Annotated in this window: 15 protein-coding genes; 6 read left to right on the top strand and 9 right to left on the bottom strand. The window is 29.8% G+C overall.

Features of this window, described 5'->3' with window-relative positions:
• Nucleotides 1-2 precede the first annotated feature (2 nt).
• From fabG to AC1XJX_RS04550, 8 genes are all read right to left on the bottom strand, one after another.
• Nucleotides 3-749 (bottom strand): 3-oxoacyl-[acyl-carrier-protein] reductase, encoded by a 747-nt coding sequence (gene fabG / locus AC1XJX_RS04585; RefSeq protein ID WP_482002786.1) that lies wholly within the window; start codon nucleotides 747-749, stop codon nucleotides 3-5.
• 117 nt (nucleotides 750-866) lie between these two features.
• Nucleotides 867-1,739 carry a succinate--CoA ligase subunit alpha gene (gene sucD / locus AC1XJX_RS04580; RefSeq protein ID WP_482002785.1) on the bottom strand — a complete coding sequence of 291 codons (873 nt, stop codon included), beginning with the start codon at nucleotides 1,737-1,739 and terminating at the stop codon, nucleotides 867-869.
• A gap of 74 nt (nucleotides 1,740-1,813) precedes the next feature.
• Entirely contained in the window at nucleotides 1,814-2,752 is a 939-nt protein-coding gene (locus AC1XJX_RS04575) for a UDP-3-O-(3-hydroxymyristoyl)glucosamine N-acyltransferase (protein ID WP_482002784.1), read from the bottom strand.
• A gap of 6 nt (nucleotides 2,753-2,758) precedes the next feature.
• Nucleotides 2,759-3,325, bottom strand: a complete 567-nt coding sequence (efp, locus tag AC1XJX_RS04570; RefSeq protein ID WP_482002783.1) for an elongation factor P — start codon at nucleotides 3,323-3,325, stop codon at nucleotides 2,759-2,761.
• Between the two features lie 4 nt (nucleotides 3,326-3,329).
• The gene (gene lpxA, locus AC1XJX_RS04565; protein ID WP_482002782.1) at nucleotides 3,330-4,115 is read right to left on the bottom strand and encodes an acyl-ACP--UDP-N-acetylglucosamine O-acyltransferase; all 786 of its coding nucleotides are present in this window, start codon (nucleotides 4,113-4,115) and stop codon (nucleotides 3,330-3,332) included.
• A gap of 1 nt (nucleotide 4,116) precedes the next feature.
• On the bottom strand, nucleotides 4,117-5,523 hold the full coding sequence (locus tag AC1XJX_RS04560; RefSeq protein ID WP_482002781.1) for a bifunctional UDP-3-O-[3-hydroxymyristoyl] N-acetylglucosamine deacetylase/3-hydroxyacyl-ACP dehydratase: 1,407 nt from the start codon (nucleotides 5,521-5,523) through the stop codon (nucleotides 4,117-4,119).
• Nucleotides 5,510-6,538, bottom strand: a complete 1,029-nt coding sequence (gene lpxD / locus AC1XJX_RS04555) for a UDP-3-O-(3-hydroxymyristoyl)glucosamine N-acyltransferase (RefSeq protein WP_482002780.1) — start codon at nucleotides 6,536-6,538, stop codon at nucleotides 5,510-5,512. The genes AC1XJX_RS04560 and lpxD overlap by 14 nt, the downstream gene beginning before the upstream one ends.
• A gap of 51 nt (nucleotides 6,539-6,589) precedes the next feature.
• Nucleotides 6,590-7,810, bottom strand: a complete 1,221-nt coding sequence (locus AC1XJX_RS04550) for an HD domain-containing protein (protein ID WP_482002779.1) — start codon at nucleotides 7,808-7,810, stop codon at nucleotides 6,590-6,592.
• 128 nt (nucleotides 7,811-7,938) lie between these two features.
• On the opposite strand from AC1XJX_RS04550, the gene porX reads away from it, so the two are divergent.
• The 4 genes from porX (at nucleotide 7,939) to AC1XJX_RS04530 (ending at nucleotide 10,816) form a co-directional block, all read left to right on the top strand.
• A complete protein-coding gene (porX, locus tag AC1XJX_RS04545; protein ID WP_482002778.1) occupies nucleotides 7,939-9,492 on the top strand; it encodes a T9SS response regulator signal transducer PorX in 1,554 nt (517 codons plus the stop codon).
• A 93-nt stretch (nucleotides 9,493-9,585) separates the two neighbouring features.
• A complete protein-coding gene (gene tsaE / locus AC1XJX_RS04540; protein WP_482002777.1) occupies nucleotides 9,586-9,996 on the top strand; it encodes a tRNA (adenosine(37)-N6)-threonylcarbamoyltransferase complex ATPase subunit type 1 TsaE in 411 nt (136 codons plus the stop codon).
• A gap of 192 nt (nucleotides 9,997-10,188) precedes the next feature.
• Nucleotides 10,189-10,332 carry a hypothetical protein gene (locus tag AC1XJX_RS04535; RefSeq protein WP_482002776.1) on the top strand — a complete coding sequence of 48 codons (144 nt, stop codon included), beginning with the start codon at nucleotides 10,189-10,191 and terminating at the stop codon, nucleotides 10,330-10,332.
• Nucleotides 10,295-10,816, top strand: a complete 522-nt coding sequence (locus tag AC1XJX_RS04530) for a hypothetical protein (protein WP_482002775.1) — start codon at nucleotides 10,295-10,297, stop codon at nucleotides 10,814-10,816. Before AC1XJX_RS04535 ends, AC1XJX_RS04530 begins: the two co-directional genes overlap by 38 nt.
• Here the strand turns inward: AC1XJX_RS04530 and AC1XJX_RS04525 are convergent, their stop codons facing one another.
• Nucleotides 10,817-13,243 carry an outer membrane beta-barrel protein gene (locus tag AC1XJX_RS04525; protein WP_482002774.1) on the bottom strand — a complete coding sequence of 809 codons (2,427 nt, stop codon included), beginning with the start codon at nucleotides 13,241-13,243 and terminating at the stop codon, nucleotides 10,817-10,819.
• A gap of 133 nt (nucleotides 13,244-13,376) precedes the next feature.
• On the opposite strand from AC1XJX_RS04525, the gene AC1XJX_RS04520 reads away from it, so the two are divergent.
• The gene (locus tag AC1XJX_RS04520; RefSeq protein ID WP_482002773.1) at nucleotides 13,377-14,576 is read left to right on the top strand and encodes an alanine dehydrogenase; all 1,200 of its coding nucleotides are present in this window, start codon (nucleotides 13,377-13,379) and stop codon (nucleotides 14,574-14,576) included.
• A 36-nt stretch (nucleotides 14,577-14,612) separates the two neighbouring features.
• Nucleotides 14,613-14,984: a hypothetical protein gene (locus AC1XJX_RS04515; protein WP_482002772.1), complete on the top strand. Its 372-nt coding sequence runs from the start codon at nucleotides 14,613-14,615 to the stop codon at nucleotides 14,982-14,984.
• Nucleotides 14,985-14,988 lie beyond the last annotated feature (4 nt).

Below are 14,988 nucleotides of genomic sequence, written 5' to 3'. Positions count from 1 at the left end.
AATTAAGTTAGCATTCCGCCATCTACATTTAATGTTTGTCCTGTGATGTAAGCACTCATATCACTTGCTAAAAAAACGCAAACATTAGCAATATCTTCAGGAGTTCCTCCACGTTTTAATGGAATACCAGCTCTCCATCCTTTTACAACCTCCTCATCTAATTTAGCAGTCATTTCAGTTTCAATAAAACCAGGAGCAACCACATTGCTTCTAATATTTCTTGAACCTAATTCTAAAGCAACAGATTTTGAAAAACCAATAATACCAGCTTTGGATGCTGCATAATTGGTTTGACCTGCATTACCTTTAACACCAACAACAGAACTCATATTAATGATAGAGCCTTTACGTTGTTTTAGCATGGTTTTTTGAACCGCTTTAGTCATATTGAATACAGATTTAAGATTAACCTCAATTACAGTATCAAAATCTTCTTCTGAAATTCTCATTAACAAATTATCTTTAGTGATACCTGCATTATTAACTAAAATATCAATACTTCCAAACTCAGCTACAACTTCATCAGCTAATATCTGTGCTTCATCGAAATTGGCAGCATTACTTTTATATCCTTTAGCTTTGATACCTAAAGCATTTAATTCTTTTTCTAATTCATTAGCAGCTTCTACTGAAGAACTATAAGTGAAAGCTACGTTAGCACCTTGTTGAGCAAACACTTGCGCAATTCCTTTTCCTATTCCTCGGCTAGCACCAGTAACTATGGCTGTTTTTCCTTCTAATAATTTCATTTATTTATCAGTTAGTTTGTTAATTAAGTTGATGTTTTCAAATATAAGAAATACAAATGTCAACAAATAAAAAAACCTCACATGATTTGTAAGGTTTTATAATTTAAAATGAATTTTTTAAGCTAAAACTTCAGCTACTTTTTTGCCAATTTCAGCAGGAGAATCAACAACATGAATGCCACAAGCTCTCATAATTTTCTTTTTAGCTTGAGCCGTGTCATCACTACCCCCTACAATAGCTCCAGCATGTCCCATAGTACGTCCTGCAGGCGCTGTTTCACCAGCTATAAATCCAACTATAGGCTTTTTACTACCGCTAGCTTTATACCAATTTGCAGCATCAGCTTCCAATTGACCACCAATCTCACCAATCATTACAACTACTTCAGTTTCTGGATCGTTAATTAATAGTTCTACGGCTTCCTTAGTTGTAGTTCCTATGATAGGATCTCCTCCAATACCAATGGCTGTAGTTATCCCTAAACCTTGTTTAACTACTTGATCTGCGGCTTCATAAGTTAAAGTTCCTGATTTTGAAACAATACCTACATTACCTTTTTTGAATACAAATCCAGGCATGATACCAACTTTTGCTTCTCCTGGCGTAATAACACCTGGGCAGTTTGGACCTATTAAGCGACAATCTTTATTTTTTATATAACTAGAAGCAGTAATCATATCTGCTACAGGAATACCCTCTGTAATTGTAATAATAACTTTAATTCCTGCATCAGCAGCTTCCATAATAGCATCAGCGGCAAAGGCTGGCGGTACGAATATGATGGTTGTATCTGCACCTACTTCTTTAACAGCATCTGCAACTGTATTAAAAACAGGTCTATCTAAATGAGTTTGACCACCTTTTCCTGGAGTAACTCCTCCAACTACATTGCTACCGTACTCTATCATTTGACTAGCGTGAAATGTGCCTTCACTGCCAGTAAAACCTTGAACTATAATTTTTGAATCTTTATTTACTAAAACACTCATTTGTTTATTTTTTTATTTTAAAAAAAAAGCTTGTGCAAAAATACTTGATTTGAACTTACTTTAAAGCATTAAATTTATTTTTTTGCTTTAAAAAAATCAAATAGATCTGGAATTCGTTTAATATTAGCCATTTCTTTCATTTCAGCTCTTGCTTCTTGTGCAGGTGTCCCCCAATAAGTTTTGTTACCTTCAAGAGATTTACTAATTCCTGACTGCGCATGTATTACAGCTTTTGCCCCTATAGTAACGCCACTTGTACAACCAACTTGACCCCAAAAAGTTACTTCATCTTCAATCACAACACATCCAGCAATACCAACTTGAGATGCAATTAAGCATTTATTTCCAATGATTGTGTCATGTCCAATTTGAATTAAATTGTCCATTTTAGTTCCTGATTTTATAGTTGTATCTCCTGTAACACCTCTATCAATGGTACATGATGCACCAATATCAACATGGTCTTCAATGACTACGCGTCCACAAGATTTTAATCTATCAAACCCTTCTGGTCTTTTTTTGTAATAAAAAGCATTAGCCCCTAAAACTGTTCCGGAATGTATGGTTACATAATCACCTATTATGACATCGTCATAGATACTTACATTAGCATGTATTACACAATGTTTACCAATAACAACGTTATGACCAATAAAACAATTTGGCTGTATAATTGTGCCTTGCCCAATATTAGCTGAATCGGAAATTTGACTTAAAGCCTCTTTAAATGGCTTGAAATGATTTGTTAATTTATTAAAATCTCTAAAAGGATCATCACTGATTAAAAGTGCTTTTCCTTGCGGACACTTTACTTCTTTATTAATTAAAATTATGGTTGCAGCTGAATTTAAAGCCTTGTCATAATACTTAGGATGATCAACAAATACAATATCTCCTGACTCTACCACATGAATTTCATTCATACCAAGAATAGGAAAATCGTTATCACCAATAAAATTGCAATCAATTAAGTCTGCAATGTTTTTTAAAGTTTGTGGTTTAGGAAATTTCAATGAATACTATTCTTTAACACGTTCTTTGTAAGTTCCTTTTTCGGTCTCGATTTTAATTTTATCACCTTCATTTATAAATAAAGGCACATTTACAATAGCTCCAGTTTCAACAGTAGCCGGTTTTGTTGCATTTGTTGCTGTATTGCCTTTTACGCCAGGCTCAGTATGAGTAACCTCTAATATAACGCTAGCAGGCATTTCAACAGATAATGGCATATTATCTTCTGTGTTTATAATAACAGTTACGACTTCACCCTCTTTCATTAGAGTTGGATTATCTAAAGCCGCTTCTAATAATCTTATTTGAGTATAATCTTCTTGATTCATAAAATGATAGAATTCACCATCATTATATAAAAATTGAAATTTATGCGTTTCTACACGAACATCCTCTAATTTATGTCCAGCAGAAAATGTATTATCTAAAACTTTTCCGTTAGTTACACTTTTCATTTTTGTTCTAACAAAAGCAGGACCTTTGCCTGGTTTTACATGTAAAAATTCTATAATTTTATAAATATCATTGTTATAACGAATACATAATCCGTTTCTAATATCACTTGTAGTTGCCATATAATTAATTTGATTTAAAATATCCTTTCATAATGCCTCGATGTGAATTCTTGATAAATTGAAGAATTTCATCGCGCTCTGATGTTGCTTCCATTTCTGCTTCAATAATTTCTGAAGCTTGTGTATTATTGTAATTTTTTTGATATAAAATTCTGTAAATATTTTGAATTTCTCTGATTTTATCTGTAGTGTAACCTCTTCTTCTTAAACCTACTGAATTTATCCCTACATATGACAATGGCTCTCGAGCTGCTTTAACATAAGGAGGCACATCTTTTCTAACTAAAGAACCTCCAGTAACAAAAGCATGATTTCCAATAGAAACAAATTGATGAACCGCTGTCATACCAGCTAAAACAACAAAATCACCAACAGTAATATGACCTGCAAGTGTGCTGTTATTAGAGAAAATACAATTATTACCAACAATACAATCGTGTGCAATATGACAATAAGCCATTATCAAACAATTATCTCCTACAACAGTTTTCATTCTATCTGTTGTTCCTCTATTAATGGTAACACACTCTCTTATTGTTACATTGTCTCCAATTTCTACAGTTGTATCTTCATCATTATATTTTAAATCTTGTGGTACTGCAGAAATCACCGAACCTGGGAAAATATTGCAATTTTTACCAATTCTGGCTCCTTCCATGATTGTTACATTGCTACCAATCCAAGTTCCCTCTCCTATTTTCACATTGTTATGTATAGTAGCAAATGGCTCAATTACAACATTTTTTGCGATTTTGGCACCAGGGTGCACATATGCTAGTGGTTGGTTCATATTATTTTACTTTAGATATTTGAGCCATCAGTTCAGCTTCCGCACAAAGTTTGCCATTTGCATAAGCATACCCTTGCATGTGACAAATACCACGGCGTATTGGGGTTATTAACGAACATTTAAAAATTAATGTGTCTCCAGGAACTACTTTTTGTTTAAACTTAACATTATCCATTTTCATGAAAAAAGTTAAATAATTTTCTGGATCTGGTACTGTATTTAAAACTAAAACACCACCTGTTTGAGCCATCGCCTCAACAATTAAAACCCCTGGCATTACTGGTGCTCCAGGGAAATGTCCTCTAAAGAACTCTTCATTCATTGTTACATTTTTTGTAGCGATAACATGATTTTCAGAAAGCTCAAAAACCTTGTCTATTAACAAAAAAGGTTGTCTGTGAGGAAGCATCGCCATGATTTGAGTAACATCCATTAATGGTGTTTGATTTAAATCTATACATGGAACATTGTTACGTCTGTCGTTTTTAATGAGTTTTGATAATTTTTTAGCAAATTGCGTATTAACAAAATGTCCAGGTTTGTTAGCTATAACTTTGCCTCTAATTCTAGTTCCAATTAATGCTAAATCACCTAAAACATCAAGCAATTTATGTCTAGCAGCCTCATTAGGGTAGTGTAATGTTAAATTATCGAGTATTCCATTTGGTTTTACTGCAATAGAATCTTTATTGAAAGCTAATTTTAGCTTTTCCATAGTTTTAGGAGATAAAGCTTTATCTACATAAACGATAGCATTATTTAAATCTCCACCTTTTATAAGTCCATGTTCTAAAAGCATTTCAATTTCATGTAAAAAACTAAAAGTTCTTGAATTAGAAATATCTTCTTTAAAGTCTGATATATGATTTAGAGTTGCGTTTTGAGTTCCTAACACCTTAGTACCAAAATCTACCATAGTAGTAATTTGGTATTCGTTGGAAGGCATGACTAAAATTTCACTACCTGTTTCTTCATCTACATAAGAAACAATATCAGTGATTACATACTCTTCTCTGAAAGCATCTTGCTCAACAACACCAGCTTTTTCAATAGCTTCAACAAAAAACTTGGAAGAACCATCCATAATAGGAGGTTCAGATTCGTTTAATTCAATAATGGCGTTATCAATATCTAAACCAACTAGTGCAGCTAATACGTGTTCAGAAGTCTGAATGATTACACCATTTTTTTCTAAACAAGTACCTCTTTGTGTATTAGTTACATAATTAGCATCAGCTTCAATTACAGGATTACCTTCTAAATCTATTCTTTTGAAACATAAACCATAGTTTTCTGGAGCAGGTTTAAATACTAAAGTTACATCTTTACCTGTATGTAACCCCACACCGGTTAAAGAAACTTCAGATTTTATAGTTTTTTGCTTTATATCAGTATTAACTATTCCCATTTACTTTTTTTTCTAAATCATTAATATCTTTTACAATTATAGGTAAGTTTTTAAAATGCACATAAGATTTATTGTAACCTGTTAATGTTAAAGCAGGAGAACCTTGAAGCACTTCGTTATCTTTTACATTTCTTGCGATACCTGATTGCGCTTGAATTCTAACATTATTACCTATTGTTATGTGTCCAGCTATACCAACTTGTCCGCCTATTTGACAGTTTTTACCAATTTTAGACGAACCTGCAATACCAGATTGAGCCGCTATAACTGTATTTTTACCAACTTCAACATTATGACCAATTTGTATTTGATTATCTAGTTTTACACCTTTTCTTATTATTGTTGAACCTAAAGTAGCTCTATCGATTGTAGTTGCAGCTCCAATATCTACATTGTCTTCAAGTATAACATTCCCGGTTTGAGGAATTTTACTATAACTACCATCATCATTGGGAGCAAAACCAAAGCCATCGGCTCCAATTATAGCACCGGAATTTAAAACACAATTATTTCCAATAATACAATCTGAATAGATTTTAGAACCAGCAAATAAAATAGAATTGTCACCAATAGTCACATGATCTCCAATATATACATTCGGAAAAATCTTAACATTATCTCCTAAAACTACCTGATCTCCTATGTAGCTAAAAGCACCAATATAAATGTTTTCACCATATTTTGCAGAATCTGATATAAATGAAGGAGTCTCAATTCCTATTTTATTATACTTTACAGCATTATAATATTCTAAAATTTTTGAAAAAGCTAAGTAAGCATCATCAACTTTTATTAAAGTAGTTTTGATAGTACTTTCAGGAACAAAACTTTTATTAACAATGGTAATAGAAGCTTTTGTTGAATATATGTGAGGTGTATATTTTGGATTTGCTAAGAAGGTTAATGAGCCTTCAAACCCTTCTTCAATTTTAGATAGCTTAGATACTTCAATATCAGGATTACCTACTACATCGCCTTCCAAAATTCCTGCTATTTGTTGTGCTGTAAATTTCAAACTTTATTAATAATTGTTTAGTTTAATTTTGGCAAAAATAAGAAAAATGTACTAAAGTATATCCTTAGGGTAGCATATATAATATTTAGTAACTGGTTTTGATAAGGCTTTAAGATTAAGTTGATCTGAAGCCTTAACAATATCTTCAATTTTTCCTGATTTATGCAAAATATTAATTCGCTTTGTGTTTACTTGATATGCCTGATTAGAAATACTTCCTGTAAAAACAAAATATTGTGCTTCGTTTTCAGAAATTTGATGATTTTTTATCAATAAATCGATATGCTTTTTTAAGTTTATTTCTTTGATAGATTTATTTTTAATTTTAATTTTTAATAAATTTCTATTAATTATCATTTCGCATAAATTACCTAATACAAAATCATCATGATGTTGCCATTGTTTCATTGCTGAAATAATATCATAATCATCTAGTTGCGAAAAAATCCCCAGTGTTTTTTTGTCAAAATTCTCAAGGGTGATTTTATTCTCCAAAAAATACAAAAAAGCTTCGCTTGCAAACAATTGCTGTCCATTATCAAAAAGCTCTTTTGCACGTTTTAAAACTCTAATTAATAATTGTTCGGCAACTAAACTTGTTTTGTGCAAATAAACCTGCCAGTACATTAATCGTCTAGCTATAATAAATTTTTCTACACTATAAATTCCTTTTTCTTCAACCACTAATTCATTGTCAACAACATTTAGCATCGTTATTAAACGTTCGCTATTTATATTTCCTTCAGCTACACCCGTGTAAAAGCTATCTCGCTTTAAATAGTCTGCCCTATCCATGTCTAATTGGCCAGAAATAAGTTGGCACATGAATTTTCTTGGGTAGTTTCCTTTAAAGATTTCAATAGCAAGCGTTAAACTTCCGTTAAATTCTTTATTCAAATCATCCATTAGAAGCAACGAAATTTCTTCATGAGAGACATTATTTACTATGCTATGTTCCATGGCGTGAGAGAATGGACCGTGCCCAATATCATGTAACAAAATAGCAATGTAAAGTCCAGTTTCTTCATCGTCAGAAATCGTAACACCTTTAAAACGAAGCACATTAACAGCCTGTTGCATTAAATGCACACAACCTATTGCATGATGAAATCTTGTGTGATGTGCACCTGGATACACTAAATAAGACATACCCATTTGTGTAATTCTCCGTAGTCTTTGAAAATACGGATGTTGTATCAAATCAAAAATTAGAGAATTTGGAATTGTAATAAATCCGTAAATTGGGTCGTTTAATATTTTAAGTTTGTTCAAACTTTAAATTTTTACATTAAATAATTACAAATATAGCTATATAAATGGGCATAACTAAAAATTTCAATGGTACTGAAATAATAGAAATCCGAAAAACATATCAAATTAAATAACAATAAAACTTACTAATGAATACAATAAAAATACTTTGGGTTGATGATGAAATTGATTTACTAAAACCTCATATTTTATTTCTTGAAAAGAAAAATTACGCAGTAACTTCATGTAAAAGTGGAACTGAAGCCCTTGAGGTATTAGAAGATGAAAATTTTGATATTGTTTTTTTAGATGAAAATATGCCAGGTCTTACAGGTTTAGAAACTTTACATGAAATAAAAGAAAAAAAGGATAACCTTCCTGTTGTTATGATAACTAAAAGTGAGGAAGAGTATATAATGGAGGAAGCCATTGGTAATAAAATTGCAGATTATCTTATAAAACCAGTAAACCCAAATCAGATATTATTGAGTTTAAAAAAGAATTTAGACCATTCGCGTTTAATTTCTGAAAAAACAACTTCTAATTACCAACAAGAATTCAGAAAAATTGCCACGGATTTATCTATGGTAAATAGTTATGAAGAATGGGTGAGTTTATATCAAAAATTGATTTATTGGGAAATTCAGTTAGAAGACATTGAAGATGCTGGCATGTTTGAAATTTTAGAATCTCAAAAAAATGAAGCAAATATTCAATTTGGAAAATTTATTGAAAAAAATTATGCTGATTGGTTTGAGCCAAATACAGATGCACCTGTAATGTCTCATACTTTATTTAGAGAAAAAATTGTTACAGAGATTAGTAAAGAGCAACCTACTATTTTAATTGTTATTGATAATTTGCGATACGACCAATGGAAAGTTTTTGAGCCAATTATTAATAACTATTATAAGAAAGAAAAAGAAGAAGCCTTTTTTAGTATATTACCAAGTGCAACACAGTATGCAAGAAATGCTATTTTTTCAGGTTTAATGCCTAGTGATATGGAAAAATTATTTCCACAATATTGGAAAAACGATACAGATGAAGGTGGAAAAAATTTACATGAAGCTGATTTTTTAAATACACAAATGAAACGTTTAGGTTTAAATCACTTAAATTACGAATATCATAAAATAACAAATTTAAAATCTGGAAAAAAATTATCTGATAATTTTAAAAACCTAAAAAACAACGACTTAACTGTAGTTGTTTATAATTTTGTTGACATGCTTTCTCACTCTAAAACAGAAATGGAAGTTGTAAAAGAGTTAGCCTCAAATGATAAAGCTTACAGGTCTTTAACATTAAGTTGGTTTAAAAACTCACCTTTACTAGAGATGATTCAACAAGCGCAACAAATGGGTTTTAAATTAATATTAACAACAGATCATGGTACTATAAATGTTAAAAATCCTTCTAAAGTTGTTGGTGATAGAGATACCAGTTTAAATTTAAGATACAAAACCGGAAGAAGCTTAACCTTTGATAATAAAGATGTATTTGTAACTAAAGATCCTAAAGAGCTTCATTTACCTTCAATAAATATGAGTAGCTCATATATATTTGCTAAAAGCGACTTGTTTTTTGCATATCCTAATAATTATAATCATTACGTAAGTTATTACAGAAACACGTATCAGCATGGAGGTGTTTCATTAGAAGAAATGATAATTCCATTTGTAGTTTTCAAACCTAAATAAATCCATAAAGTGTTATATTTTTCCGATGAAATACACTTTTTATTAGGTTTAATCAATTTTAATCATTAATATTGCATAAAAAAATTTATATTATTGAAAATTTACTATGGATTAGAAGAGGTTGAAGATGTAGTAGACCAGATAATCAAAAACGTTAAAACCAAAACGATTTTGTTTTATGGTAATATGGGTGTTGGTAAAACTACAATCATAAAAACTTTAGTAAAACGTTTAGGTAGTAATGATGTGGTAAATAGTCCTACGTTCTCTATAGTTAATGAATATAATATAAGGAAAGATAAAATTTATCATTTTGATTTATACAGAATAGAAGATCTTGAAGAGGCTTATAATTTTGGAATTGAAGATTATATAGATTCAGACCATTGGATATTAATAGAATGGCCCGAATTAATTGAACCCATTTTGAATAATAATTATGATAAAATTAATATTGAGATAGATAGTAATATTAAGTTAAGAATTTTAAAAATAAATAATTAAAAACAGTCCTAAAATCACACTGATAAAAGCAAGAAATAGCATTTTTTAACTCTGAATTTTTAAGTTTTACGGGAAACCCGCAGCTGAAATTTTAAAAAACATTGTTTTTAACATAATTTTAACATTTTAGTAAAAACTAGAAATAATAGTTTACATAAGTTTGGGTAATTAATTAATTAAATCCCTTAAATTATGAAAACTAAAAAGTATGTAATTGCCCTAGCAATTTTCGGAGGCGTGTTGTTTTTAGCTCAAGCAGCAAATCAATACAACCTAAATGGAGAACAAACATCAAAAATTGAAAGAAAGCCTTTTCCAAAACCAAGAAGTTACTAAAAAAGGCACTTTAATTAAAGGTAGTATTATTGCCACCATAATAGCAATAACACCTTATCTTTATTCAATACATGATAGCGTTCCAAGCTCGCAAGTTTGGGACGCTTATTTTTTTGTTTATGATAGTAACCATTGGGGTGATGCCAATTTATTTTTTTGGATATTAACCAGTAAATTGGTACCCTTACTTTTAATAACTATTTGGTTTTTTACTTGTCGCCATTGGTGGTTTCATTCTTTACTAGTTCCTATAGCTATGTATATTTATCAAATATTTGATTTATTCTTTCAAGATCAGGCTTTAGATAAGTTTCAACTAATGTATATGATACCTTTGATGGCTATTGTAATCCCATCAATTTATTTAATTAGAGCTCAAATATTTAATAGAATGGTTGATGCTAGTAAATCTCTTGAGGAATTAGAAGAAGAATTTAAAATAAAACCAAAAAATTTCTGGGGGAAAGTGAAAGAATATTTTTAATTACTTTTTTTCCAATCGATCTCTTTCATTTAACTCAACATCTCTTTGATTATTGTTTAATTTGAAATTACCAAATTTATAATTAAATCCTAAGGTGAATAGTCTATTTTCTATCTCTGATCTAAAAAAGGTATCTTGGTTTGAAAACTTAGTAGTTTGATTAAAATTTTGTGTATTAAAAATATCAATCATACCTATATTTAATGATGCTTTATTATCCCAAAACGTTTTTCTCAAATTAATATCTAAACCAGCCCTAGTACTCACCGTAGTAGGGCCATCAACAAATGGAGAAATATAACTATATGAAATATCTAGTGTTAAACTATTGTCCTTTAAGAGAGAGAAATAATTTATGATTTGAGCGTAAAAAGACCATTTTTCAGTTTTAACAAAATCATTACTTCCTTCAAATAAAAATTCGTTTTCATAATTAAATATTGATGATAATACATAAATATTCCACAGATTAGATATTTGAGTATAGGTAGTAAAGTCTAAACCATACGAAATGCCATTGTCTATATTAGTATTTATATATTTTAGGATGTTTTCATCATTATCTTGTAGTGCAATTTCAAATACAGGATCATTTTCATATCTGTAAAAAACTTCAAATGTGTAATTTCTATTAAATGTATATCCTAAAATAAAAACATCATCTATTTGGGGACTTAAATTAGGATCTCCAGTCAAGAAAGTATTATCATTTAAAAAATATTTAAATGGATTTAACTCTTCATATCTAGGTCTATAAATACGTTTATTGTAACTAAAATAAATCTCATTGTTTTCATTTAAAATATTTAACAAATAAAATGATGGAAAAAATTTAACATAATCATTATTATTATCTGTATTAGTAGAAACCGAACTCCCTTTAATGTTAGTAAATTCTGTTCGTAAGCCTAATTTTAAATTCCATTTCTCCCAATCTTGCGCATAACTCGTATATGCTGCATAGTTGGTTTCATCATATAAGAAAGTATCAGAATTTAGTAAATCTTCAACTTTTATATCATTTTGAAAATTGAACTGATTTAAAATACTTTCAGAATTAATATTAGATACCTTTAAACCTGCTTCAAATTGTGCAGAATTATTAGTTGGTAATTCGTAGTCAATCTGACCAGTGTACAAATTAATCTCTTGACTAGAGAATGTTTGAAATCTATTATCTCTGAAAAAAGCATTGTTATTAGGAAGAAAGTATTCTGTATTTACATCCTGAAAATTGGAAAAATCATAGTACGTTTTATGCAAACTCACAGACAACTTCTCGCCTTCTTTTTTAAACTTATGATTGTAGTCTAATGTGAAAGCTAAATTAAAAGTCTCATCAACAGCTTTAACAGAAGTATCGAAAATGGAATCTATTACATTACTTGCGCCATAAACCTCTGTTAAAGAATTAATACCTATTCTTGTACCTCTTCTAGGTACTATTAACATATTGCTTGTAAAAGCTAGATTATTGTTTTCATTAAACTCATAATCAATATTAGCATTAATAGTTTGATTTTCCGACTCTCTAGTTCTGTTATAATCAGTTTCCCAGCTTGTAACTTTTTGTCCAAAGTCATCAATAAAGTTAACTGTTTCATCTTTATAACGAAAATCTTTTCTTGGACTTATGCTGTAATTAATATAAGTGTTTAATTTTTCAGCTTTAAAAAAATGACTTGTACCTAATAAATATTTTGGAAATTCAGAACCTTGTTGGTAATTACCAAATACACTACCATTATAACCAGCTATAATATTTTTGTTAGTAACAATGTTTAGAACTGAGCCTCCTTCTGCTTCGTATTTTGCTGGTGGATTTGTAATTACTTCGATTGATTTTAAATTACCCGCTGAAGTACCCTCTAATAATTGTTGCACTTCACTAATAGATAAATGTACTCTTCTATCATTAATGTATATTGTTGGAATGGATTGTTTTATTGTTATAATACCATCATTAACCAAAACACCTGGAGTTTGTTTTAGTACATCCAAAACATTATTATTAGATAAAGTAGAATTCTCTACATTAAAAACCAACCTATCTACTAAACGTTTTACGGTTGGCCTTTTAGCAATAATAGTTACACCTTCAAGTTCTTCTAGAACTTCTTGAAGTATTATGGTGTTTAAATTAATATTTTTATCAATTTGAATATTAATTACTTGTTCAACATATCCTATGAAACTAATTTTTAAAGAATAAGTTCCTTTATTAATGTTTTCAATTAAAAAATCTCCCAAGTCATCAGAAGAAGTTCCTTTAATAACTAAAGCATCTTCTGTTTGGATTAATATTATATTAGCAAAAGATATAGGTTGATCATTAATATCTTTTAAATTACCAGTTATATTAAATTCTTGAGAAAAACTTAGTAATGAAACTAAAAGGATGAAGTAGTTTACTGTTTTTTTTAACATAAAAAATATAATATAATGCAAACTTAACAGAATAATTTTTGAATGCATAAAGCACTAAAATAATTATTTTTTTTAGATTTTATTACCATTAGAAAATTTATTTGTAATTTGATTTTTATAAACAGAAATAGCAATGTCTAAACCAATTTCACCTTTTACAAAACAACAACTTTTACCTCAAGAAGAAACTTTAGAAATATTTAAAAGAAAAGGCGAACTATTTATAGGAATACCAAAAGAAACAGCATTTCAAGAGAAACGTGTTTGCTTAACCCCAGACGCTGTTTATGCACTTGTAAATAATGGACATAGAGTTTTACTTGAAGCTGGTGCTGGCGAAGGTGCTAATTTTAGTGATAAGGATTATAGTGAAGCTGGTGCTGAAATAACCAAAGATACTTCAAAGGTTTTTTCGTGTCCAATGATTCTTAAAGTTGAACCACCAAGTTTAGAACAAATTAAACTGATAAACCCACAAACCATATTAATTTCTGCTTTACAAATAAAAACACAATCAAAGAGCTATTTTGAAGCTCTAGCTTCAAAAAGAATAACTGCCCTAGCTTTTGAGTTTATTAGAGATACCGATGGGTATTATCCTGCTGTAAAATCTTTAAGCGAAATTGCTGGTACAGCTTCTGTACTTATTGCTTCAGAATTATTATCCGATACTAAAAATGGTAACGGGTTAATGTTTGGTAATATCAGTGGTGTACCGCCTCTTGAAGTTGTTATTATCGGAGCTGGAACAGTTGGTGAATTTGCTGCCAGAAGCTCTATAGGATTAGGTGCTAATGTAAAGATTTTTGATAATTCAATAACAAAATTAAGACGCATCCAAACACATTTAGGTCGGCCACTTTTTACTTCAACTTTACAACCAAAAAATTTAACTAAAGCCTTAAAAAGATGTGATGTAGTTATAGGAGCAGTAAGAGGCGCTAACAGATCCCCTATAATCGTTTCTGAAACTATGGTTGAGTGTATGAAAAAAGGTGCCATAATTATTGATGTAAGTATTGATATGGGTGGATGTTTTGAAACTAGCGAAGTAACTACTCATAAAAACCCAACGTTTATTAAACACAATGTAGTACATTATTGCGTGCCCAATATTCCTGCTAGATACCCTAGAACCTCCTCAGTATCAATAAGTAATATTTTTACACCTTATTTATTAAAAATTGCTGAAGATGGCGGTTTAGAAAATTCTTTAAGATTTGACAGAGGTTTAAAAAACGGATTGTATTTTTATCACGGTATTTTAACAAGTAAATCTGTTGGAGAATGGTTTGATTTAAATTATAGTGATGTAAATTTGCTTATTTTTTAAAAAACTTAATTCTTAATTACAATCAAAATATTTTAAATGAAACTTATTCAACGAATTGGCTATTATCTTGGTGGATTTTCTATTGGCTTAATAATTTTGGCATTCTTTTTAAACGGAAAGAAAACCTCATGTAGTTATGGTCCAGAAGCTAGAGTTTTAAAAAACATTAATTCTAAAAAAATCATCTACAATCAAAAGATTTCTTTCTATTTAAAAAATAAAACTATTGATTCTTCAGAAATTAAATATGTTTTAAAAAAGGGTAGTATTGATTTTTCAGAAAGTAATAGTAGGCAAAAACCTTGTGGTGTCTATAATATAGAAGCTAATGTAAACGAAAAGGAAATCATTTTATTTATAGAAAACTGTGATAGTATTGCAACTATTATTGATTTGAAAGTAGAATAGTATT

This window comes from Flaviramulus sp., from assembly GCF_982512915.1.
The sequence above is the reverse complement of the archived record's forward strand: the minus strand, read 5'-3'. Positions and strand labels throughout refer to the sequence as shown.

Coding starts and splice junctions, on each gene's coding strand:
- fabG (WP_482002786.1), bottom strand. CDS start 749: ATGAAATTATTAGAAGGAAAAACAGCCATAGTTACTGGTGCTAGCCGA.
- AC1XJX_RS04535 (WP_482002776.1), top strand. CDS start 10,189: ATGAAAACTAAAAAGTATGTAATTGCCCTAGCAATTTTCGGAGGCGTG.
- sucD (WP_482002785.1), bottom strand. CDS start 1,739: ATGAGTGTTTTAGTAAATAAAGATTCAAAAATTATAGTTCAAGGTTTT.
- porX (WP_482002778.1), top strand. CDS start 7,939: ATGAATACAATAAAAATACTTTGGGTTGATGATGAAATTGATTTACTA.
- AC1XJX_RS04515 (WP_482002772.1), top strand. CDS start 14,613: ATGAAACTTATTCAACGAATTGGCTATTATCTTGGTGGATTTTCTATT.
- AC1XJX_RS04520 (WP_482002773.1), top strand. CDS start 13,377: ATGTCTAAACCAATTTCACCTTTTACAAAACAACAACTTTTACCTCAA.
- AC1XJX_RS04560 (WP_482002781.1), bottom strand. CDS start 5,523: ATGGGAATAGTTAATACTGATATAAAGCAAAAAACTATAAAATCTGAA.
- lpxA (WP_482002782.1), bottom strand. CDS start 4,115: ATGAACCAACCACTAGCATATGTGCACCCTGGTGCCAAAATCGCAAAA.
- AC1XJX_RS04525 (WP_482002774.1), bottom strand. CDS start 13,243: ATGTTAAAAAAAACAGTAAACTACTTCATCCTTTTAGTTTCATTACTA.
- efp (WP_482002783.1), bottom strand. CDS start 3,325: ATGGCAACTACAAGTGATATTAGAAACGGATTATGTATTCGTTATAAC.